The organism is Pseudoalteromonas sp. G4 (assembly GCF_028875915.1).
Taxonomy (GTDB): domain Bacteria; phylum Pseudomonadota; class Gammaproteobacteria; order Enterobacterales; family Alteromonadaceae; genus Pseudoalteromonas.
Genome location: NZ_JAPEHW010000027.1, coordinates 1 through 23769 on the forward strand (window position 1 = coordinate 1; position 23769 = coordinate 23769).

Genomic DNA, 23769 nt, shown 5'->3' on the forward strand with positions numbered 1-23769 from the left:
TTCGCCCTAAGGGCCAGCTTCGCTGTTCAAATTTATTCCCGATAAATTTGTGGTTCGTTTTTGTCGTGTAACAAAAATGAATAAGAGTGCGCCATGGATGGCGCAAGATACCCAGCATGGAAGTAAAGCCGCCCTTTGGCTGTCGTCGCCAGTGCGACAAATGCTAGATTGAAGCGAAAGTGTTAAGGATTACACCCATACCAAATACATCACAACACCGAATATTCCCTCATTCCCTCTATACCAAAAATCATCCCACTGCGTTCTCCATTAGGTAATAACAGCTGAAATGGTTTATTGCGAAGGGCGATTGGGCGGTAATCGGCAACGTTAACAAAGCGTTCAACCACACTGTAATGCACTAGTGGCATGCAGTCTTCCAAACAATCAACGCGAACTTGGCGCGGACCTAGGGTTTTAGATGACATAAAGCCAGTGCGGGCTTTTTGATGAAGTGGAGCATCAATTTGCGGGAAAATAGCAATGTCGTCAGAGCCGATAGAAACGTTATTCTCACTAAGTTTTGAGTAATCCACTTGATGCAGTTCAAGTACTTGTAAACCAAAGCCCTTTGCCTCTTCAAGCATAAAGCTTAAACAAATATCGGCTAGGCCATCGTGCCAAAAGCCACCGCCTATATCAGAGTGTACGCCGGCAAACCATACTTCTTTTACGTTGGCACCAGGTGCCATCAGCAGAGGTTGAAAAGCAATGCGGCGTTCATCTATCGCAACTAAGTGCACAGCTTGCTGAATAAGTGGGCTTACACTGTTATTTTCAAATACCACATCGCTAACAGGTTTTGTTTGAGAACTTAGATCGGGCATGCCGATGGAGGCTACCGTGTCATACACACCTAAAAAAGTGATTTTACGACCTTGCTCAGTAAGTTTACTCGCAAAACGCCTCGCGATTGCCGCGCCACGGCTAAAACCAAAAATAAAAATAGAGTCATCACCTGTGAGGGTGAGGTAGTCATTGTATGCCTGGTTGTAAATGCTTTCTAAATCAGCGTATTCGGGCGCAAACATGGTATTGAATACTTGGCTTAACCAATTGCCGTAGGTGCCAATGCCTGCGTAATAAAAACTTTTTTGTTGCTCAAAGGCATGGCTTGTATTGATTAAATCACCACCGCAAAAAATATGGGTTTTTAAAATATTGCTGATGCTGCTGTTGTAAAATACATCATCCACATCACTGGGTTCGTTGCAGGTGCCATCGAAGCAAAATACGGCGTTCATTTAAAACAGTCCTTGTTAATACTCGTTATTCTAAAAAACCATTCAAGGCTAATTGGTTAAGCTAAGCGCAATCATACTTTGCGCGATGTAGTAGGTCGCTAAAATAGCAGGTTGGCTCCACGCATATTCTTTAACAAAACGGCGATACGCCAAAATTGAGTCCGACACCATAAAAAACAGCGCACCAACAAAGGCGTAAAGGCTCATGTAGTGCCACGATAGCTGGAAGAAGTTGTAGCTTGTAAGCACCATTAACGTCAGTGCCGTTGCATAGGCGTAAACCGGAATACGCAACTTTCCTAAATGTTTATTTAAAACGGCAATGAGTATGCCTGCATAGGCTAATAAAAAGAGCAGCAGCCAACCATTAAACTCAAAGCCTGTGGTGTCGGTAAAGGCGATCACATAGGCTACATGAGCGATAAAAAACGCGATAAGCCCTTGCAAAAAGTAGTCTTTTTTCAACATTAAAAAAATGTCGCCAATAAGTGAAAAGACGAACCCGCCAAATACCCAGTAGTGTACCGGTGTGAAGGTAGTGGTTTGCAAATACGCAAGGCAAATGATCAAAATGGTGGTTAACGGCTTAAAAATATAACAGAGTGCATCTTTTTTTAAGCTATCAAAGTAAATGTGACTGTATGCCGAAATAAAAATAAAAGGCAGAAGTGTATTAAACATAATTAACGGTTTTACAACAAAATTGTGACCAAAATACGCAAGAACTGCGAAGAACTCAACAATTTAAAACAAAAAGCGGCACTTATTTTGTGCCGCTTTTAATTAATTTGCGCCTTGGTGAAATCAGCTTGCTACTAAATCACTTTCAGTATCGCTTACTGCAATCCAGTCGTTTTCATCTACCCAGTTTTGTTTACCATCGCTTACTGTACGAATAGGTACGATGTATTCGCAGCTTACCTGTGGCTTAACCGAGGCAAACAGCGGCACGAAACCAAAACTATAAGCGGTTTCAATAATCGCTTGTTGGTTTTGCGGGTCGATATCAGCCGCTTCATCAATGTAGATAGGAATACGGTATTTACTTTGTTCTTTATCTGCTAATAAGTAGCGAATAAATAACATGCCGCACAGTAGCTTAATGGTGATACGGGTACCGTTTGAACCAGCAGAATCGATTTTATCAAAGGTATCTTGTTCACCTGCGCGGTTGACCACTACAAAGCGAATATCAAATAAATCACTTAAGGTTAAACCGCCATTTCCTGTGGCAAGCTCAATTAAGTGATCTTTCGCGCGATTAATCTCTTTTTCATCAAACGCTTGTTGGCTAAGTAAATCGAGGGTATCGCCGTTATCAAGCTTATTTGAGGTAGCGATAATGGTATCAATACTTTCAATAAGCTGTTTGCGTGGCAATACTTCAATTTTAAAGCTCTTTAAGTTTGAAATGCGGTGCTGGCTAATGCCGCTATTAAAGCTATTCATTTCACGGCGCAGGCGATCTAAATCTTCGCGTAAGCCTTTAATGGTCGCGGCTACTTCGGTCAGTGCTACACGCGCTTGGCGTTCCACCGCTTGTTGCTCGTTATCAAGGTTATGATATGCATTAATCACTTTTTGATACTTTAAGTATTCGTCCGTTTCGCCATCAAATTTTGTCAGGCCTGCGTTGTAAATATGCAGATAGGTGTTTGATACGTTAACCGCAAAATTTCTAAGCTCATGACAGTCTTTGTTAAAGCCATGAATTAAATCGGCTAAGTTATCAAAATCTATAGTGATATCAATCGGGTAGGGCGTCTGTTTGCCTGAGTAAAAATCAAGGGTATGGTCAATACGCTCTGATTTTACTTGCGCTAAACGGGCACTTTGGCGCGCCAGCATATCGCGGTTAGCTTTAATAATTGAACGTCTGTCGGCAATGGTGGCAACGGCGTTTTGCACTTCGCTAAGTAACCCTTCTACTTCGTCTTGCTCACTTTCAAGTTGTGACAGCAATAACTCTTGCGCTTCAATTGAGGCAAGCATAGTGGTGTATTTAGCAAATTGGCTAAGCGCCGCTTCGTGCGCCATTACCGTTTGGTACAGGGTTTCTTTTTCCTGCTTTTTGCCTTCTAAATCAACGGCAACGTCTTTTTGTGCCAGTAATTCTTTAAGCGATGTTTCAAACGCATTAATTTGCGCTTTAATGGTTTCTTTATCATCGCCCGATTGCATTTTAAGCGCGTTTAAACCCTTTAATGGAATATCAATGCCCGGCAATTTTGCGACATTGCCTTCAATTGAGCGGGAAATTAAATCAAGCAGCTCACTAAATGCCGTTTCATCATGAATGGTGATGTCGTTTTTACCCGACGTTGCCATGGTCATAATATCGTGGTTAAGCAGGCACGAAATATCTTCTACTTCTTTCAGTGATAAGTCTTCACGCATGCGAGTAAATAAATTGTATTCAAGGTTTTTAAGCTGCTGTTTTAAGCTCTTAATTTGCTTGGTGGCATCTTTAATGCGGAAATCAAGGGTAACAAGTGATTGCCCTTCGGCGCTGGCAAGGGTATGCGAGAGCGCATCGTATTCTTTTTTTACTTGCGAAAGCTCTGCTTTTAACTGCGCTTCGTTAACCAGCTCAAACTCATTTTTAAGGGTTGAAAATTCACTAAACCAAGCATCGAGTTGGGTGCGTTTACGCTCAATCTCACGTAATTGACCTAAATACAGGCTTTGGCGCTGTTCAAACTCGACTTTTTCGCTTTCAATGCCTTCAAGTTGTTCGGTGATTTCAACTAGTTTGGTGTCGTTAAAATCGCTGTAATCAATTAAGGCTTTATCAATTTTAGGCGCAAAGGCCGCAAGTTTGCCTTTTAGTGCGCTTTGATGCTCTAACATGCTTTCAAGCGCGGTGATCGCCTCACCGTTTTGCTCAAGCGCTTTTAATTCTATTTTTGCACGATTTACTTTTTCAAAGGCGCGTTGCCACACATCGTAAAAGTCTACCTTGGCGTTTGACATGTGACGCTCAAACACTTTTAGCATAAAGCGTTTTACATCTTGCGCGCCAAGTTTATGTAAGTTTAGAATTCGGCGGAAAATCTCTTTATAAATCGGTGCATCATGGGCATGATTGAGCGGGATCATTTTAAGGTTAAGCACACTATCAAACGGTGTCGCGCCACCCGTCAGAAGGGCATTTAGCTCTTGTGCTTTCAGCTCATATGGGGCGTAACCTTTTTCACCTAACTCTTTAAATAGCTGGGTGTATTTTAAAATGCGTTTGTTTTGTGTGTAGTCGGCTAAATCTAATTTACCGTGGTAGCAAAAATACTGGTAGCCATAACCTGCTACTTTACCAAGGCCCGCAACACCAATGACTACTGGGCCATGGGGAAGTTCTGCTTCAAGTAGAATATACGATTGATCAGACGCGAAATAGAATTTACGGGTTTCGTCGAGGTCGTGTCCGTCCCATTCGGTTAAACGCAAATCGTTTATCAACGGAAACTGTAATGCGTTGATAACCGAGCTTTTACCTGTGTTATTCGGCGCACAAATAGAGCTACTTTTATTGAGCGGTATCACGCATTTTGCGTAACCTGCGGTATTTAATAGGGCAAGTTTGGTTAATCCATATAATTCAGTCATTACACTTGCTCCTCGTCCATATGACTTTGAAAATTGCTAATGTCGTTTAGCGCATCTAAATAGCGGTGCGCTGAGGCAAGAATACGAAAACCCAGTTCAGTTTCGCGGGCAACGCCAAGTCTTACCATACGTAAAAACACATCGCGGCGCATATCGCTACCCGAAAAGATCTCTAGCTGATCAAATAAGTGCTTATTGTTTTGCACTAAGGTCATCATCAGTTCAAGGTCGATATCGCTATCGAAAAGGGCAACTAGTGGATCTTTACCGAGGTTGGCATAGTGCTCAATCAACACATAAATGGTAAGGGCAAATGAGCGGGAGATTTTACCCATATTCGGCGTGCCCTCATCTACTTGCAAGTAATAAAAACCGCGGGCATCGTGAACAAGGGTTTGGCCAAGAGCCGCAAAAAGCGCTTCATAGGCATCAAATTCTTGATCAAGTTGTTGAAAAAGTTGGCTGTCTTGCTCGCAAATATGGTAGCCAGACACCAGTTTTTTATTGATTGCTTTAAGCTCTGAAAGCAATGATAAATCGATTTGAGACATAAAAATTAATCCGATGAAACTGAACTTGCGAGATACGGCTTGAGCGTAAGCTGTTTATTACCACTTTGAATGGTTACTTGCTCGCCGTGCGAAATGGCGAGCGTGTTATCGCTAGCTAGTTTTTGGTAAAGGTATAATAACTCGTCAGTTTCTAGTTCATCATAGGTGGTCGTTAAGAAATCCATAATAGACGCTTTTTTGCTGCGTTTAGCTTGCGTAAAGCGTTGTTTTACTTGATTGTAATCAGGAATGTTAGGTGCCGTGTATTGATTCACCGCACTCATATCCGGTAATTCGTACTCGTCGTGCTCAAACTCCGCAAGCTCGGCCATATACGCAGTGATTTGGTTGTTAGAACCAAGCGACAATCGCTGCGCCTCTGAGCTAAAGTACGGCATAAATTCGCCAAGGATTTTATCCACCCCTTGTTTACGAATAAGCGCAAGTACCTCTGAGGTTTGTTTGGTTAGCTGGGTATTGCGGCGCAGCTCTTCTCGCAGTGGCAATAATACATCGGCACTTTTGGTGAGAGATTGCTGACCAATTAAATACATATCTAAAATACGGCTGCGCAATTGCTCAAGCTGGCGCTTTTCGTGTTTAAATTTGCCAAGGGTTGTGAAGTGAATTATCAAGTCACTCAGTGAGGCTTCTATTTGCTCAAAACACAGCTTAAATTCGCCGCCAATATCGACCATATTGAGCATTGGTTCAATGTATTCATCAAATGCTTCAATGACCGCTTTATATCGCTTTGCCAACGTTAAATTAGAGTCGTTAGATTTAGCTTGTTCAACCAGGTTAAAAATAGCGTTTTGATTATGTTGGAATAATTTAACAATTTTACGCACGCGCTCATCCATAATGCGTGCATTTCGCTTGATTTCCATTTCGTCATCATTAAAACCGGCATGTGACAAACGTTGGTTTAAGCGTGCTAAATCTTCTACCAAAACATGAATTTCACCAACTAAGCCAAGGCTTTCTTCTTGCAATAAAAATTGCGAAAAATCGGCAATAGCACGGTTAATTTCGAGCTGTGACGATTTAGCGAGAGGTATGATGATCTCTAACTGGATCAACTTGTTAATTTGCTTAAATACCGCCTCTGAAGAGAGTTTGGGTTCTAATTTTTTTAACAAGCTTTGGGCATCTTGGAAGCTAAAATCGCCAAAATCAAAGCGTTTTATTAGTGCTTCAATCAGTGACCAATTGTCTACCAAGGTTGCTAGAATTCTTTTAGGTGGGATCATATTTATCCACGTTATCTTGATATCTATCCAAAAAGTAAATTTTTTATAAAAAAAATGTGTAAATTAACTAAAGCCGTAGTGGTTTTAGGTAATCTTCAGTGCTACACTTCGCGCCGCTCAACAGGCTTCTTATCGACCGCAGGTTGGGTGTTCGTTCAAATTTTTAACTCAACTCTAGCAGGTTAAAATAACAAGATGGTGTCAGGTGTTATTCTCGCGCTGATAGCAATCGCTTTCGTGCTGATTGTTATAGAGGATATTATCCATGTAAACAAAGCCAAAACAACGCTATTTTTTGGAACTTTGTGCTGGATTATTCTCTTTATTTCCCCTTTACATGGGCAAAGCCCAGAATCTGTTCAAAAAGAACTCGATCACAATATTTTAGAAATTGCGACCTTGTGGTTGTTTTTGATGGCGGCGATGACCTTTGTTGCTTATTTAAACTCGAAGGGGTTTATTCAAAGCTTGGTGCATAGGGTATTGCCTAATGAAATGAGTGAACGCAATTTAATGTATTTAATAGGTGCGTTTGCGTTTTTCTTCTCGTCGATTTCTGACAACATCACTGCAACGCTGATATCGCTTGCGGTTGTGATGTCGCTTAAGCTTGATGCCAAAAAATTAATTAAATATGCCACGCTCATTGTATTTGCGGTGAACTCAGGTGGTGTATCGCTGATCACGGGTGATGTAACTACTTTAATGATCTTCCTCGCTGATAAAGTAACCATTGCTAACTTGCTGTTATTAGTCGCACCAGCAGCTTTTTCTGTATTTATTTTGGCAGCAATGCTGAGCATGGGCATGAAAGGCACCATTACCTTTGAAAAAGTAGAACTACGCCGCATTGAAAAAACCGATATTACCATTGCGTGTATTTTTGTTTCGACCATCGTAGCAACGCTAATGTTTAGTGTGTGGTATCACATTCCACCTTTATTAACCTTTTTGTTTGGCTTATCGCTGATGTTTTTGGTGGCGCAATTCTTAATGCGCAAAAAAGACGTGAACAAAAAGATCATAGATTATGTGCGTGAAATTGAGTACGACACCTTATTATTCTTCGTTGGGGTATTACTGCTTGTAGGTGCAATGAAAGAAATTGGTATTTTGAACCAGTTTACACACCTGTATGAAGTGTTAGCACCAGAGTACGCAAACTTTATTATGGGTATTTTGTCAGCCGCGGTTGATAATGTACCGCTTACTGCAGCACTACTAAAAGCCGATATCGTAATGGATACGCGCCAGTGGTTAACCTTTACCTATGCAACAGGTGTCGGTGGTTCAATGCTGATTATCGGTTCCGCTGCAGGTATTATTGCGATGAGCAAAATTAAGGAACTGACCTTTGTAAGTTACCTGCGCATGTTTATGTATTTGATGATTGCCTACACCATTGGTTATTCATCATCGTATTTAGTTGGTTGTTTATTTCTTAATTAGTGATTGACAGCTAGACGGCTAAACGGTAAATTTCAAAAGCCTTCTTTTTAGAAGGCTTTTGTTTGTGTGCTTATTAAGTATTCAAACACAGAAGAGGTGCATTAATCAGGTAGTAGATTCGAGGGCGCATTCCCGACGACGGTCTATCAGGGGGTTAACTGCCGAGGAGTGATCTGGATTTGTGGCCAGTTTGCTTCGGTTCTAGAAGTTGAATCTTCGGGACTGTCACCTGTAACAGGTGGAGAGCTTCTGGCAGAGACTATCCTGATGTAATCAATCACGTTCCTTGCCAAGTTCTCCTTATTAAGATTTAAAGGAGAGACCGTGTCTAATTCGAGTATTAATGTAGCAAAATTTGGTGGTACCAGTGTCGCAGACTATGACGCTATGGTGCGCTGCGCCGAAATTGTTATATCAAACCCAAGCACCCGTTTAGTTGCCGTAAGTGCAAGCTCTGGTGTTACCAATCATTTAGTAAGCCTTGCAAATGACAGTTTAACGACTGAAGAGCGCCAAGCACATATCGATGCGGTTGTTGCAATTCAGCACAAAATTACCGACAAGCTAACATTAGATGCAGATATCACTGATGGCTTTTTAGCAACACTTGAAGCATTCAAGACCTTTGCATTACAAAACGAATTTGATGACAAAGCAAGCGACGAGCTATTAAGTTTTGGTGAGCGTTTATCATCGTATTTATTTACACAAGTATTGCGCAGTTTAGGCGCACAGTCTCTGCGTTTTGATGTACGTGAAGTGCTTGCAACAAATTCACATTTCGCAAAAGCAGAACCAAACGTTGCACGCACACGTACTTTAGCAACTGAAAAACTTTTACCATTACTTGAGAATAACATTGTTGTGACTCAAGGTTTTATTGGCGCAAATAGCCAAGGTGAAACAACAACCTTAGGCCGTGGCGGCTCTGATTACAGTGCCGCGTTACTAGCTGAGGCAGTAGACGCAAAAGCCGTTTACATTTGGACAGACGTTGTAGGTATTTTTAGTACAGATCCACGTTTATGTGCAAAAGCAGCACCGATTGCAAAGCTGAGCTTTGATGAAGCGGCAGAAATGGCAACCTTTGGTGCAAAAGTACTGCACCCTGCAACTATTTTACCAGCAAGCCGCAGTGGCATTAGTGTGTTTGTTGGTTCGAGCAAAGCGCCAGAACAAGGCGGTACTTGGATTGAGAAAGAAAAATCAGAACAAGCGGGTATTCGCGCAGTAACCCAGCGTAAAAATCAGATTTTATTGACCCTTAAGAGCCCTGAAATGCTTCTTGCGAGCGGCTTTTTAGCACGCGTTTTCACGATTTTAGCGAAATACAATATTTCGGTAGATTTAGTGACTACCTCTGAAATCAGTGTTGCGTTAACGCTTGATAATGCGCCAAATGCATCACGCCCAGAACTTGATCAAGCTTGCCTTGATGAGCTAAGCGAATTTTGCCATGTAACGGTTGAGAATAATTTAACCTTGGTGGCATTAATTGGCTCTGAAATTCAATTACGCCATGGTGAAATTAACCTAATGGGTGTACTTAGTGAGTTTAATATTCGTTTAATTTGCCATGGTGCAAGTAAGCACAATCTGTGCTTTTTAGTAGAGCAAAGTGAATCAGATAACGTTGTGCAAGCGATTCACAGCCGTTTGCTCGAAGCCTGTTAAATCACCTTTAAGCAAAACTTCAATAAGCGCTGGTGGCTGCAATACAGTTGCTGGCGCAGCAAAAGAAAAGTCAAATTGCTTGGTTTGACAGCTATAAGCGAGCAAATTGTTGTTGGCATAGCTCTCGTATACATTGGGTGCTAATAATTTAGCAATGGGAACCGCAATAGCTTTAGCCAGCGCTTCTTTTAATGTCCAGATACGAAAAAAAGTATCGGACATAGGGTTTGCTCTCTCAATTTCATTAATTTCATCAATATGATAAAAGTGCTTTGCTAATTTTAGGAAAGGGCGCTTTTCTGAAATAAATTCTAGGTCGATACCCATACGCTCAGGCGTGCTTGCCAAATAAACGGCTACCCAACCTTTAGAATGACTGATCACCAGTGACAGTGGCAAAGTGTTGTTTTGATACTTAATTACCAAGCGGGCACTAGGTTCGTCAAAAAACGTTGTAAGTTCTTTGAGTTCAATCGCGAAGTATTGCTGTGCCAAGCATTTAATTAAATAACGAGATGCTAAATATTCCCGTTTTGCGCTGTCTAGTTTGCGCCTTTGCATAATGGCGATTTCACTTGGTGACAAAATAGATTCGATGTTTATTTGGTCAAAATTAAGGTATTGGCTATTGGCTATAACTAAATTGATTGGTGACTTAGGGTTTAGCGCGCTAAAATGCGCGCGCTCAGGCGAGTTGCCTGTTATTGGTGGTTTTTTGTTGTTAATCGTTTCCATACCCGATAGATTAGTCTTTTAGCCAAGCGTAGCCTTTATATTTGCTGCAGTATATCTTGCTTGGTTTTATAAGTCGTGGTGTAGATAATAAAAATAAGAGTTCAATATGGCACAAATTAGAGATGGCTTTCAAAGTCGTTTAGGTTTTGTCTTAGCGGCAGCAGGTGCAGCCGTAGGTTTAGGCAATATATGGGGATTCCCGACGCAGGCTGCAAATCACGGTGGCGGCGCATTCTTACTGGTTTACTTTATTGTAATCTTTTTACTCGCATTACCAGCGCTTTTTACTGAGCTTTATATTGGCCACAGTGCGCAAGCGAACCCGGTAAAAGCATTAGCTGAGGCGTGCCAATCAACAAGTAGAAAATTGGGTGCAGCTGCAGGTTATATTGGCCTTGGTGGCGCAATTGTGATGCTGAGTTTTTACAGCATTGTTGCGGGCTGGATGCTGGCGTTTGCCTTAGAGCCAATAGCAACTATTTTAGGGCTCACTGATATTGCCACTTTTCTGAAATCAGACTCCTTACTGCGCAATTTTATTTTTACCCCGCTGATGTTGATTTTAACTGCCAGCATTATTTTAAAAGGTGTTAAGTCTGGTATTGAAGTGTGGTCACGCCGTTTAATGCCAGTGTTATTAGTATTGCTACTTGTTTTGATTGTTTACATTGGCACACTTGAAGGCGCAAGCGATGGCTTTAAGGCATACTTATTACCTGATTTTAGTAAAGTAACCGACCCGGATTTAATTATTGCAGCGATGGGACAGGCGTTTTTCTCATTGTCACTCGGTGTTGGTTGTATGATGATTTACGGCTCATATCTTAAGCGCGATGCAAACGTGGCAAAAATGTCGATTTCAGTTGCCATGCTAGATACCAGTGTTGCATTTTTAGCGGGTTTACTAATTATTCCGGCACTTTATGTAGCGCAAGCTCAGGGTGTAGAGATTATGCAAGGGGGCAAACTAATAGGTGAAGGCCAACTAATCTTTGCTATTTTGCCACAGCTGTTTGCAACCTTAGGTGCGTTTGGGCTTGTAGTTGCTTTAGTATTTTTTGTTCTTATGTCGATTGCATCACTTACGTCAACCATTTCATCAACCGAAATCCCAGTATCGTTTTTAGTTGAAAATCATGGTTTTGATAGAAAACCTGCGACATGGCTGGTAACGGTTATTGTAGGTCTTTGTTCAAGCGTTATTATTGTCAATTTTGATTGGTTATTTGGTTTAGTGATCACCGTATTTACCCAGTACCAGTTACCGTTGATGGGACTGTTTTACTTTGTGGTTGTTGGCTGGTTTTGGCAGCGTGGTAATAAGCTTCATGAGTCAGATAAATTGGGATATAAACTTCTTGCGAACTATATCCGCTTTATTTGCCCAATCTTAATGTTAGCGGTATTTGCTAACGTAGCATTTAAATAGTTTTTAAAAAATAGAATAAAAAAAGCGCGTTTAAAACGCGCTTTTTTTATTTAACTTCATTGGTTAATGGTGAATTGGTAATAAATTCATTCACATTGTGAAGTGTGGTAGCAACAATTTCACTCACAGCTTCTTTTGTGAAAAAGCCTTGATGACCAGTAATAAGGACATTAGGGAAAGTGAGTAGACGTTGGAAAACATCATCATCAATAATTTCACAGCTCATATCTTTAAAAAACAGTTCAGACTCTTGCTCGTACACATCGAGTGCTAAGTACCCCAATTTGCGTGATTTAAGCGCACTGATACAGGCTTTCGTGTCAATTAGTGCGCCGCGGCTAGTGTTAACAAGCATCACCCCCGGTTTCATTTGTTCGAGTGCTTCTTCATTGATGATATGGAGCGTATCGTTGGTCAGCGGGCAGTGAAGGGCAATAATATCTGATTGCTGGTAAAGGGTTTCTAGGCTAACTGGCTTAGCTAGCTCACTTTCGGCAAATGGATCAAAATAGATCACGTTTGCACCAAATCCATTTAAAATTTTAACAAAAGCGCTGCCAATTTTACCAAGGCCAATCACACCAACCGTTTTGTTATGTAGATTAAAACCAAGTAAGCCATTTAAATCAAAGTTGTTTTCTTTTACGCGGTTATAGGCTTTATGAGTTTTGCGAGAAAGCGTAAGAATAAGTGCTAAGCAATGCTCTGCTACAGCCTCAGGGCTATAAGCAGGTACTCGCACCACTTTAATGTTATGCATTTTTGCGGCGTTTAAATCTACATTGTTAAATCCAGCACAGCGTAGCGCAATCAACTTTACCCCAAGCTGACTTAAGCTTTTAATCACAGTTTCATCAAGCACATCATTAACAAAACAACAAATACCATCAAACCCTTCAGCGAGTTTTACGGAGCTTTCGTTCAGTGGCTGCGAAAAATATTCGGCAGAGATATGTTCAGGAAATTGACACTCAAATGCGGTGATATCGTACTTTTGTGTACTAAAAAATGCGAGACGAAAGGACTTAGAATTCATGTTGCTTTCCTTAACCAGATGTAAGCCTATAATTCAATGCGTTAAATGATTATACTCAAACGCAGTTTTGTAAAGATTAAAAGTGAGTAAGTTATGTCGATTAAGGTTGCATTTATTGGTTTGGGTGTAATGGGTTACCCGATGGCAGGGCATCTTAAAAATGCTGGCTATGAAACCTGTGTTTATAACCGTACCACAGCAAAAGCGCAAAAGTGGGCAAATGAATATTTAGGTAGCTTTGCACAAACGCCTAAAGCTGCATCTGAAAATGCTGACTTTGTGTTTGTTTGCGTGGGCAATGACGACGACTTACGACAAGTTGTGAAAGGTGAAGATGGCATACTTGCTGGCATAAAGCCTGGTGCAATTATTGTTGATCACACAACAACATCGGCTGAAGTAGCGAAGGAGCTAGCTGAACTTGCAAAAGCGCAAGGCAATGATTTTATAGATGCGCCTGTTTCAGGTGGGCAAGCCGGCGCTGAAAATGGTGTATTAACTGTCATGTGCGGCGGTGATGATGCGGTATTTGCAAAAGCGCAACCGGTTATGGCTGCCTTTTCACAGTTTAGTCAATTATTAGGACCTGTTGGTGCAGGTCAACTGTGTAAAATGGTAAATCAAATTTGTATCGCTGGTGTGGTACAAGGACTTTCTGAAGGCATGCATTTTGCGATGAATGCAGGTCTTGATGGTGAAAAGGTTGTTGAAACCATTGCCAAAGGCGCTGCAGGCTCATGGCAAATGGAAAATCGTCATAAAACCATGCTTAAAGGCGAGTATGAATTTGGCTTTGCCGTTGATTGGATGCGCAAAGATTTGGGCATAGCCCTTGATGAGGCACGAAAAAATGGCTCACAGCTGCCAGTAACAGCACTTGTTGATCAATTTTACAGTGAAGTACAAAACTTGGGTGGTGGCCGTTATGATACATCTAGTTTACTAGCGCGTTTGCAGTCTTTTAAACAAAAATAATCAACATGAGAGTTAACAGCCCAAGATAAATTGGGCTGTTAGTGATTACAGTTTAATATCGAAATTATGACTAGCAGGGATATTGCCACACGCAGACAAGGTAATAACCTCAGCAATATTAATGCGCTTTATTTTGCCATCAGCTAGTTGAACTTCTATCAATTCAGTTCCTTGAAGTGTCTTTAAATCGACAGCTTTACCCTGATAAGTAACATTGCCTTTAATTGTGATGCGAATATTGCTCTGTCGCATACAGACAATTTCAAAATAATCATGCAAATCGCAGCTAATACGTTTTGTCATTAAAGGCTCTGTGCGTAATGATACAGTGATTTAAGTATTGCCATTTTCTTTTCATCACTTTCATGTTCATGGGCTAAATTTTCGAGTGTGAGCATAAATTCATTGGCGTCTATTGAAGGGTTATCTTCGCCATGCATTAATTTACTCTGACAATACTTACGCCATTTTTCGAGCTCTTGATGATTAAGGCTTTCAGGCCAATTACGTGCACGATAGCGAAACAGCATTTCACTGTACTTTGCATCATCAAAATCAAGTTGAAGCCCTGCTAGTTGGCTGGGTTCAGTTGAACGAATAATATCGAATTTTGATTTGTCGCCGCTTGAGGCAAACCCTTGATAAAGTGCATAATCAGGGTTTGTAATTGGTGTTAAATGGCTATCATCGTTAAATACCTCAACCACTTTTTCACGAAGCTCAGGGTGAGCACGAAGTAGCTTGAGGTTTGCTAAACAGGCCTCTCGATTTATACCCAGTCGTTCGGCGTTTTCAGGTAACAAGGTCTTTGCTGGTGCAATAAACGGGCATTTATTTATATGCACTTGCTTTAGGCCAATCGGCAATTGATCTTCGCTCAGGTTTTCGCGCTTTGTATAAAGACGCTCTCGAATTTCTTCAACACTTAATTCAATTAACGGGGTAGGATCGAGCGCTAGATTCACACAAATTACTGCGTTTTTATTTTGGTGGTGAAACGCAATTGGCGCAATCCATGTTGTACAGCCTTGACTGGCAGGAATTTTTGAAGAGACATGCACTAAAGGCGTCATATTAAATACATCTATTAGCTCTTGCGCTGCTTTTTTAAAGCGTAAGCCAAAATAAAAATGATAAAGTTTGGGCTGTTTTTCTTTTATAAGTTTTGCTAGCGCAATGGTTGCTGTGACGTCACTCAGAGCATCGTGGGCATTACCATGATCAATGCCATTTGCTGCAGTTAAATCTTCTAACTTAAAACTTGGTGAACCATCTTCTTTTTCTGGCCAATTGATACCTTCAGGGCGCAGTGCAAAAGTAGCGCGAACTAAATCAATAATGTCCCAACGGCTGTTACCATTTTGCCATTCACGTGCATACGGGTCGTAAAAATTACGATAAAAAGAATAACGTGATACTTCATCGTCAAAGCGAATACTGTTGTAACCTGCAACACAGGTATTTTCTTTGGCAAACTCTTGATGAATCTTGCTAATAAAATCAGCTTCGCAAATACCGTGCTTCATTGCATGTTGCGGTGTAATGCCTGTAACCAATGCTGCCATTGGATGAGGCAGGTAATCTGCTTGTGGTTTGCAGTAAATAACCAAAGGCTCGCCAATAATATTAAGATCGTGATCAGTACGAATGCCTGCAAACTGGCTGGGTCTGTCTTTTTGTGGAGTTGCTCCCCAAGTTTCGTAGTCGTGCCAGTAAATTGTTGCTTGTTCTTGGTTATTCATAAAAAAGTATAATTCGTTTTGAAATTGAAAAGGTGATGGTCCAATTAAACTCGTGGCTTTAGCCTAAAAATAGCGCTTAGATAAAGATAGCTTTGGGCAAAGTAACTTCAAACTTTTCAAAGATTTTTATATAGCCTAATCATAACATTTAACATTGATAATGTCCTTGCTTACACTGATGTGGACTTTTTGTGTCGTTTGTTTGTTGCATTTTAGTTAAATGTTAAACCTTAACAACACGAAGTCACAGCTTGGTCACACTTTCCCACAGATGCTTACTTAACCTTACTTCGCTTGATTCATATCATTATGTTTTGTTTGAGGAAAAGGAACTGAATATGAAAAAATTGGGATTGGTTACATGTATCTTGACGGTGATTGTAGGGTGTAATAGTGAAAATAATAATTCGACTGGCAAGCCTACGGTTAGCACAGGGCAGGCAAGTAAAATAGATGAAATGTTTTTTCAACAAATTAAACAAGCTGGTGAACATGATACACCATGGCAGGGTTACCAATTTGATAAAGTCGGGATGTATCTGATTCATGCCGAGGATAAGCAAGTGAAAAATGCTTATATTGTCAATGCAAAAGAAACTATCCCAGATGCTGTTGCATTAGATAAGCATTATGACATTAACGTGCAACAACTAAATGAATTGAGTGTCGTTGCCCATGACAAATTACAAGAAGGCAATGGCCTTTTTAATTTTTATTATAAAATTAAGAACCACCAATATTACTTGCAAAGCTATAGTGAGCAGTCGGTCAATATCTCAGACATGTTAATTACTCCAGCAATTACGTTGGCATATCATGAGGCATTTCATATTTATCAATACAAGGCTTTTAAACAACCAGCGGGACGAGATCAACTTGATTTTGATGAACTTTGGAAATATCCACTTGATGAAGAAATGGTGACGCTCAAAGTAATGTTGTTAGCTTTAATGTCAGATTTACCAAATAAAGTGTTAAGCAGTGAAGAAACATTACATTTTATTAAACAATATACCGTAATAACGAATGAAATGATGCGAATTGATAGTTCGCGTACGGGTGATGAGTCTACAGGTTGGGTTTATAAACATGCGTTAGGGCAAGAGCTGTTTGAAGGCAGTGCACTGTATGTTGATGTTATGATGTCCCGAGAGGTGATTGCTTCTCATAAAAATAAACCCTTTAGTTTATTAAATCCGCTTAAACTTGATGAAGAACAATATGGCTACAAACAAATAAGTTCCAAAAAAGAGAAAGAGCAATATTTTGCCTTCAATATGTTTTATGAATCTGGCGCATCGATTATTTGGCTGTTACTTAATTACGGCATTGACCCTAAACAGCTAGAATATGGGCGATATCCTTATTCGATAGCTAAAGAAATTGCCAATTTGAGCGAGCTAGACAGTTATTATTTACTGCGAGATTTAAAACAAACAACACTTTGGCATCAAGCCGAGCAAAGTGCTAAGCGTTACAACGCATTTAATTAATGAAACCTGATGTTTTGCTAATAGAGTATAAGGTGCTAATAAAGTACGTTATCAAATTGACTTAAATCAAAAGAAGATAACTCATAACATGAGTGCGGACATTCGTCCTTATAATCTATAATCACTTTAGTGAGAATGATGCGTGCAAAACACATCCCTTGAATTATTTGATAAGTGTATGAGCCAAAAAGGCTCTTCACTTTTTTATTTTGGTGAATCTTATGCAATTACCTACGGTTGATTATACCGCTGAAAATGCGGCTGAGCAGTTTGTTGAGTCGTTACGCAATACCGGCTTTGGTGTATTAAAAAACCACCCAATTTCTCAAGATTTAGTTGAGTCGATTTATAAAAATTGGCAAGACTTTTTCAATTCGAGCGAAAAACACGATTTTCTGTTTAGCAAAGAAACGCAAGATGGTTATTTTCCACCAGAAGTATCTGAGGTAGCTAAAGGTTTCACTGTAAAAGATATCAAAGAATACTTCCACGTTTACCCAAATGGTCGTGTTCCTGCACAATTAGAAGCTGAAATTCGTGAGTACTACCGTTTAGCGAACGAGTTTGCTTCTACGCTACTAAGCTGGGTACAAGAATATGCGCCAGCAGACGTAAAAGCGAAGTTTTCAATTGATTTGAAAGATATGATTTCAAACTCAGAGCAAACGTTATTACGTGTTCTACATTACCCACCAATGACGGGCGATGAAGAGCCAGGTGCAATCCGCGCAGCAGCACACGGTGACATTAACTTATTAACAGTTCTACCTGCGGCAAATGAGCCTGGTCTTCAAGTGCAAGACAAAGATGGTGGTTGGATTGATGTGCCATGTGACTTTGGTAATCTGATCATTAATATCGGTGATATGCTGCAAGAAGCGTCAGGTGGTTACTTCCCATCGACAATCCACCGTGTGATTAACCCAACAGGTAAAGCGTCTGATAAATCACGCATCTCATTACCGTTATTTTTACATCCTCGTCCAGATGTAGTGCTTTCAGAGCGTTACACTGCAGACAGCTACTTGAACGAACGTTTAAAAGAACTAGGTGTAAAATAACACTCTGTAAAATATAAAAAAGCCCGCAGTTGCGGGCTTTTTTAATTGTTAGTTATAACCTCGTTCAAAACATTTTTCGTCCTGACTCGGTTGAAACGGCTTACTAGCGTGTTTCGAATTGTCGACTGGTTGTTGGCGGTTAGCAGGGGGGCATAAGCTTCCTGTTGAGTTTCCCATTTTCTGTGTTCCTGTTGTCATTAGGTTATTTCAATTTAGCCACGTTAAGTTAATGCGAAATACAGTTAACTTATAAAAAGTGACCGAAAATTTACTAGAACAAAGGATGACATCAACAAGTTGTAATTGTATTTATCTAAAACAGGTCGTACCTGCCATAGTTGCTGTGTTTTTGCCTAGTGCCTATATTTGTAACAGGATTTTTGTATTTTGTATACACTACAAATAAAAAAGTTTACTTTTTAATCATTTTTTCTACTGCGGTCAGTAAGCGCGTGGGATCAAACGGTTTTGTTAACCAACCAGTTGCGCCACTGTTTTTCGCTTTTTCTTTTTTATAGCTACTTGATTCGGTGGTGAGCATTAAAATGGGAACATATTGATGTTCTGGTAGTCGGCGAATTTTAGGAATTAAACTAAGCCCAGACATATTGGGCATATTAATATCTGTAATCACCATATCAAATTGGTGTGTTCTTAGCTTTTCCATTGCATCTACACCATCTACTGCTGTCATCACTTGATGGCCCGCACCAGTCAGGATTGCTTCAATCATAGAGCGGATAGTGTGTTGATCATCAACCGCGAGAATATGCGCCATAACTCACTCCTTTTTAACGCTAATTTTTATAACAAAATAAGTATAGGAGCTAACGTTTGAATTTGGCAAAGTTAGTACGATGCTGTCTGCATCAGATCAAGTAAATTAGGGCAACTTTAACAATTTTGGGACTTACAAAAATAAAAAACACTGCACAGAAAGTGTAACAGTGTTTGGTTTGATTCAAGAAAATGAAAAGAATAGTTAACCTGAACTCGGGACAACAAATTACTTTCAAGCAGCTACTTTTAATTATTACTGCGTTAAATTTGTTGGCAATAGGCTCGCTATTGACGCACAAATTTGCCTTGTTACTGTGAAAAATTATCAAGCTAGAAGGTGTAAAATAATAAAATATACATATGACAAATTGTGAGTTAACTTCTTATCCCGAATTCAGGATAGTTAAACAAAACGGCGGTGCCCTTGTTCATAAATTGCATGATGATGTTGATCTATCGCTCTTAAAACATCGCTTCGAGTAATAACACCAACAAGGCGTTTGTTAGCATCAACCACAGGGTAGATTTTGGGTTTATTGGTTAACATTGTTTGGGCTAAATCAAGCACTGAATGCTCTTCGTCGATGGCAAGTACATCAGTACGCATAATATCAACCACTTTGTAATGGCTCTCGTTTTGGTATGTATCTTCAAGCATGCGCTCTAAACAATCTTGTTCAGATAAAAAACCAACAACATGGCGATGCTCATCAAGTACAGGCCCACCAATTTGATGCGCGATTAGCAATCGTTCTGATGCTTCGCTCACTGTCATTTGAACTGTGAAGGTGACAGCGCGGTGTGTCATATAGTCTTTAACTTTAATTGAATGCATGACTTGCTCTCTTTTTCCGTATGTTATTTAAAGCGTAGTTCGCAATTTTATGATTTGCCAAGAGAATCAGTTTTGCATTGCTATTTTATAAATGTTGGTTAAAGTGAAGTAGGAAGATGTTACCTTTTAGTCGAAGTGATAGAATTTAAAGCCCTTAAATTACAAGTGGTTAAGTACATTAAGTTCCTGTAATTGCAAAAACTATAAAAATTTAATGACAACGCTGTCATTATTTGTGTAACATTAAATCAACACATGGGTTGAGGAAATCCGTAAAAGAGAAAAGTGACTGCCATATTTTGGCTCACTAGACAGTACGCTTTTACGATAAAAAATATAAGAATTGAGGTTGTTTAATGGTTGCAAGTAGTGCAAATAAAGAGCAAATCTTTATTGGAATAGACGGTGGCGGTACAAAGTGTCGTGCAACCGTATTTTCGAGCCAAAATGGGGTGTTAGGTACAGGACTCGGAGGTCCGGCGAACCCATTGCATGGCTTAGACCGCACACTTGAATCCATTATGGTTTCAACCCAATTGGCAATTCAAGATGCTGGATTGAATCTCGACAAAGTTAATGATGTTGTTGCAGGGCTTGGTCTTGCAGGTGTTAACTTACCGGGTCTTTATCAACAGATTCAAGATTGGCATCATCCTTTCAAAAAGATGTATCTCACGACTGATTTGCACACTGCATGTATTGGCGCTCATGAGGGCAAAGATGGCGCGGTAATTATTACAGGTACAGGATCATGTGGCTTCTCATATGTAAACGGTCAAAGTACCATCCTAGGCGGCCATGGTTTTGCGCAAGGCGATAAAGGCAGCGGTGCATGGCTTGGACTTGAAGCTGTGAAATCTGCGTTATTGAGTTTAGATGGCTTAGGGCCAAAAACGTCGCTAGCAGATATTTTATTAGCACATTTTAAAGTAACTGATGCAATGGGCATTGCTGAGGCTATGGCAGGAAAACCGTCAAGCAGTTATGCGCAACTTGCGCGCCCTGTTTTAGAGCAAGCCAAGCAAGGTGATGAAGTCGCACTTGCCATTGTAAAAGACGGTGCACGTTACATCAGTGATTTAGCGTATAAACTATTAGAAAATAAACCACCACGCTTGTCTATGATCGGTGGTTTAGCTGAGCCATTACAAGATTGGCTAGATAAAGAGGTTGTTGAAAACGTACAACCTGCAATGCAGCCACCAGAAATGGGCGCTGTTTATTTCGCACAAAACTCGATAGAAGGTTAATTATGTCGACGACTACCTACTTTGCGACGCGCCTATTTACAGGTGAACAGTTTTTAGAAAATGTCAGTTTTGTGGTTGAGAACGGTGTTATTACCGAGTTTGTTAACGGTCAAGCTGCAGGTGCAATCGCACTTACTGGCACTGTGGCTCCAGGTTTTATTGATGTACAAGTAAATGGCGGCGGTGGTGCATTTTTTAATGCTGAGCAAAGCATTGAATGCGTTGATAAAATTGCAAAAGCACATGGCCAATTTGGTACAACCGCATTGTTACCAACACTTATAACAGACAGTGTTGAAGTAATGGAGCGTGCAGCTGATGCAACAGCTCAGGCAATTAAAGATAAAGTGCCAGGTATTGTGGGTGTACACTTCGAAGGCCCTCATTTGTCTATGCCAAAAAAAGGCACGCACAGTGAAAAATTTATCCGTCCTATTTCGGAAGCGGAATTTGCAGTATTTGAGCGCCAAGATTTAGGCATTAAAGTAGTAACACTTGCACCTGAGAATGTATCTGTAGCAGATATTAAACGCCTTGTCGCGGCGGGTGTAAAAGTGTCTATTGGTCACACTAATGCTGATTACCAAACAGTGCTTGCTGCACTTGAGGCAGGCGCAGATGGTTTTACGCACTTATATAATGCAATGAGTGCATTTACCTCACGTGAGCCGGGTGTTGTGGGCGCTGCACTTACTGATACGCAATCATGGTGTGGCTTAATCGTTGATGGTCACCATGTTCACCCAGTTTCAGCGAAATTTGCAATTGATAGCAAAACACGCGGCAAAATTATGTTAGTTACAGATGCAATGCCGCCTGTAGGCACCGATGATATGGAATTTGATTTCTTTGATGGTCGTAAAGTTATTCGTACTGGCGATAGATTAAATTCGACTACCGGTGAATTAGCGGGCAGCGTACTTGATATGGCTGGCGCTGTGCGAAACACCATCAACACGCTTGATGTTAGCTATGCAGAAGCACTTCGTATGGCATCACTTTATCCAGCACAATATTTAGGACTGGGCACGCAAAAAGGTCGCCTTGTGGCGGGCGCGGATGCTGACTTTGTGGTGATGAGCGACGATTATTATGCGCAAGAAACCTATGTTGCAGGTGCAAAACGTTAAAAGATTCCTGGGCAAAAACCCTGCTTTGAAGTAACAAGCGGGGCTTTTTTTTATCTAAAAGAAAGTAAAATTAGCGGTCGTATTTTTAGGGGAAGTACGCAAATAGAAATTAAATCAAACGAAAAGTAAGATGCAACGGATTGTTTCTCTCTGTATGATTTTACAAGTTTTAAAACGAGGTTGTCGTGAGCGATACAAATAAAAAAGCAAAAAAGCGTTTGGCGTCATTAGATGCACTGCGTGGCTTTGACATGTTTTGGATTTTAGGTGGCGAGAAAATTTTTGCTGCCTTATTTGTTTTAACCGGTTGGGCTGGTTGGAAAGTTGCGGAAGCACAAACATTGCATAGCCAGTGGCATGGGTTCACTTTTTATGATTTGATTTTCCCTCTGTTTATTTTCCTATCTGGTGTGGCGATGGGCTTGGCGCCAAAGCGCATTGATCACTTGCCATTTATTGAACGAAGACCAATTTATATCAAAGCATTTAAGCGTTTATTCTTATTATGTTTTTTTGGTGTTCTTTATAACCATGGTTGGGGCACAGGTGTGCCACTTAATCCTGAAGAAATCCGTTTTGCAAGTGTACTAGGGCGCATTGCAATAGCTTGGTTTGTTGCCGCAATGTTGGTTTGGCATACCAGCTTCAGAACCCAAATGTTTACGCTTGCAGCTATTTTAATTGGGTATTGGGTTTGGTTATGTTTTATTCCAGTACCGGGTGGTGTAGCAGGTGATTTATCTGCAGGTGGTGCTGGTACGTGGAATGCGTGGTTTGATACAAACTTGTTACCGGGTATCACTTACCAAAATAAGCCAATGGATCCTGAGGGGATTTTGTCGAGTGTGCCAGCGATTGCAAATGCGCTGTTTGGTGTTATTGCAGGCCGTTATATTAAACAAGCGCAAGAGCGTGGCGAGTGGAAAACAGCCGGTATTTTATTTGCTGCGGGTCTAGTTGCACTGGCATGCGGCTGGCTTTGGGATATGGTGTTCCCAGTAAATAAAGATTTATGGACTTCGTCGTTTGTGATGGTTACGGTAGGGTGGAGCTTTATTTTACTTGCAGTGTTTTACGCGGTAGTTGATTTATTAAATCAACAGCGCGCAGCGTATCTGTTTGTTATTATTGGTGCGAATTCAATTGTTATTTATTTGGCGTCAAGTTTAGTTAATTGGGAATTTGTTTCTAAAAGTGTGTTTGGTGGTGTGATTGCTGCGGTACCAGCACCTTGGCAGCCATTGTTTGCGGTATTTGCCTTATTAGGTGTGCAATTATTAGTATTACATTGGCTTTATAAACGTAAAATTTTAATTAGCGTTTAAGTCTATGCCACAAGGGCAGTGGAATAATAAGTAAAAGCTGGCAGTGCCAGCTTTTTTATTTGGTGTTTTCATATAACTAATTTTAATTAGCAAATAACGATTATTTATTCACTTTTACTTTACAAATTTGTAATTAGACGCAATAATGACAGCGTTGTCATAATGGTAAAGCCTAATATCGTCAGTATCCCGATTAGGTTTTGT

General features: G+C 40.4%; 20 protein-coding genes and 1 riboswitch. Of the genes, 9 read left to right on the forward strand and 11 right to left on the reverse strand.

The window, feature by feature from the left end; genetic code table 11:
* Positions 1 to 209 precede the first annotated feature (209 nt).
* From ON073_RS09825 to ON073_RS09845, 5 genes are all read right to left on the reverse strand, one after another.
* Positions 210 to 1244: a phospholipase effector Tle1 domain-containing protein gene (locus tag ON073_RS09825; protein ID WP_274761713.1), complete on the reverse strand. Its 1035-nt coding sequence runs from the start codon at positions 1242 to 1244 to the stop codon at positions 210 to 212.
* A 48-nt stretch (positions 1245 to 1292) separates the two neighbouring features.
* Positions 1293 to 1925 (reverse strand): lysoplasmalogenase, encoded by a 633-nt coding sequence (locus ON073_RS09830; protein ID WP_274761714.1) that lies wholly within the window; start codon positions 1923 to 1925, stop codon positions 1293 to 1295.
* A 123-nt stretch (positions 1926 to 2048) separates the two neighbouring features.
* Positions 2049 to 4847, reverse strand: a complete 2799-nt coding sequence (locus tag ON073_RS09835; protein WP_274761715.1) for an ATPase — start codon at positions 4845 to 4847, stop codon at positions 2049 to 2051.
* Complete coding sequence (locus ON073_RS09840; protein ID WP_038641964.1) at positions 4847 to 5398, reverse strand: condensin complex protein MksE; 552 nt, start codon at positions 5396 to 5398, stop codon at positions 4847 to 4849. Before ON073_RS09840 ends, ON073_RS09835 begins: the two co-directional genes overlap by 1 nt.
* Before the next feature lie 5 nt (positions 5399 to 5403).
* Positions 5404 to 6651 (reverse strand): hypothetical protein, encoded by a 1248-nt coding sequence (locus ON073_RS09845; RefSeq protein WP_274761716.1) that lies wholly within the window; start codon positions 6649 to 6651, stop codon positions 5404 to 5406.
* Between the two features lie 195 nt (positions 6652 to 6846).
* Between ON073_RS09845 and nhaD the strand changes: the two genes are divergently transcribed.
* Entirely contained in the window at positions 6847 to 8100 is a 1254-nt protein-coding gene (nhaD, locus tag ON073_RS09850; protein WP_274761717.1) for a sodium:proton antiporter NhaD, read from the forward strand.
* 83 nt (positions 8101 to 8183) lie between these two features.
* A riboswitch (Lysine riboswitch) is annotated at positions 8184 to 8357 on the forward strand.
* Between the two features lie 67 nt (positions 8358 to 8424).
* Positions 8425 to 9774 carry a lysine-sensitive aspartokinase 3 gene (gene lysC / locus ON073_RS09855; RefSeq protein ID WP_274761718.1) on the forward strand — a complete coding sequence of 450 codons (1350 nt, stop codon included), beginning with the start codon at positions 8425 to 8427 and terminating at the stop codon, positions 9772 to 9774.
* On the opposite strand, the gene ON073_RS09860 is transcribed toward lysC, so the two are convergent.
* Positions 9724 to 10509 carry a 4'-phosphopantetheinyl transferase family protein gene (locus ON073_RS09860; protein WP_274761719.1) on the reverse strand — a complete coding sequence of 262 codons (786 nt, stop codon included), beginning with the start codon at positions 10507 to 10509 and terminating at the stop codon, positions 9724 to 9726. The two genes, lysC and ON073_RS09860, sit on opposite strands and share 51 nt — an antisense overlap.
* A 106-nt stretch (positions 10510 to 10615) precedes the next feature.
* Here ON073_RS09860 and ON073_RS09865 point away from each other — a divergent pair, with 106 nt between their 5' ends.
* Positions 10616 to 11938, forward strand: coding sequence for a sodium-dependent transporter (locus tag ON073_RS09865; RefSeq protein WP_274761720.1), 1323 nt, complete (start codon positions 10616 to 10618; stop codon positions 11936 to 11938).
* Between the two features lie 46 nt (positions 11939 to 11984).
* Here ON073_RS09865 and ON073_RS09870 read toward each other — a convergent pair whose 3' ends face one another.
* Entirely contained in the window at positions 11985 to 12974 is a 990-nt protein-coding gene (locus ON073_RS09870) for a 2-hydroxyacid dehydrogenase (protein WP_274761721.1), read from the reverse strand.
* A gap of 93 nt (positions 12975 to 13067) precedes the next feature.
* On the opposite strand from ON073_RS09870, the gene ON073_RS09875 reads away from it, so the two are divergent.
* Positions 13068 to 13949, forward strand: a complete 882-nt coding sequence (locus tag ON073_RS09875; protein ID WP_274761722.1) for an NAD(P)-dependent oxidoreductase — start codon at positions 13068 to 13070, stop codon at positions 13947 to 13949.
* Positions 13950 to 13994: 45 nt separating this feature from the next.
* Here the strand turns inward: ON073_RS09875 and ON073_RS09880 are convergent, their stop codons facing one another.
* Positions 13995 to 14252, reverse strand: coding sequence for a Rho-binding antiterminator (locus ON073_RS09880; protein WP_274761723.1), 258 nt, complete (start codon positions 14250 to 14252; stop codon positions 13995 to 13997).
* Entirely contained in the window at positions 14252 to 15691 is a 1440-nt protein-coding gene (sbcB, locus tag ON073_RS09885; RefSeq protein ID WP_274761724.1) for an exodeoxyribonuclease I, read from the reverse strand. The genes ON073_RS09880 and sbcB overlap by 1 nt, the downstream gene beginning before the upstream one ends.
* A gap of 338 nt (positions 15692 to 16029) precedes the next feature.
* Here sbcB and ON073_RS09890 point away from each other — a divergent pair, with 338 nt between their 5' ends.
* Positions 16030 to 17184: a hypothetical protein gene (locus tag ON073_RS09890; protein ID WP_274761725.1), complete on the forward strand. Its 1155-nt coding sequence runs from the start codon at positions 16030 to 16032 to the stop codon at positions 17182 to 17184.
* Positions 17185 to 17405: 221 nt separating this feature from the next.
* Positions 17406 to 18245, forward strand: coding sequence for an isopenicillin N synthase family dioxygenase (locus ON073_RS09895; RefSeq protein ID WP_274761726.1), 840 nt, complete (start codon positions 17406 to 17408; stop codon positions 18243 to 18245).
* 412 nt (positions 18246 to 18657) lie between these two features.
* On the opposite strand, the gene ON073_RS09900 is transcribed toward ON073_RS09895, so the two are convergent.
* Positions 18658 to 19023 (reverse strand): response regulator, encoded by a 366-nt coding sequence (locus ON073_RS09900; protein ID WP_274761727.1) that lies wholly within the window; start codon positions 19021 to 19023, stop codon positions 18658 to 18660.
* Between the two features lie 405 nt (positions 19024 to 19428).
* Positions 19429 to 19860: a CBS domain-containing protein gene (locus tag ON073_RS09905; RefSeq protein WP_274761728.1), complete on the reverse strand. Its 432-nt coding sequence runs from the start codon at positions 19858 to 19860 to the stop codon at positions 19429 to 19431.
* A 356-nt stretch (positions 19861 to 20216) separates the two neighbouring features.
* Here ON073_RS09905 and nagK point away from each other — a divergent pair, with 356 nt between their 5' ends.
* From nagK to nagX, 3 genes are all read left to right on the forward strand, one after another.
* Complete coding sequence (gene nagK / locus ON073_RS09910; RefSeq protein WP_274761729.1) at positions 20217 to 21110, forward strand: N-acetylglucosamine kinase; 894 nt, start codon at positions 20217 to 20219, stop codon at positions 21108 to 21110.
* A 2-nt stretch (positions 21111 to 21112) separates the two neighbouring features.
* Positions 21113 to 22240, forward strand: a complete 1128-nt coding sequence (gene nagA, locus ON073_RS09915) for an N-acetylglucosamine-6-phosphate deacetylase (RefSeq protein WP_274761730.1) — start codon at positions 21113 to 21115, stop codon at positions 22238 to 22240.
* Positions 22241 to 22425: 185 nt separating this feature from the next.
* Positions 22426 to 23565, forward strand: coding sequence for a transmembrane glucosamine N-acetyltransferase NagX (gene nagX / locus ON073_RS09920; RefSeq protein ID WP_274761731.1), 1140 nt, complete (start codon positions 22426 to 22428; stop codon positions 23563 to 23565).
* Positions 23566 to 23769 lie beyond the last annotated feature (204 nt).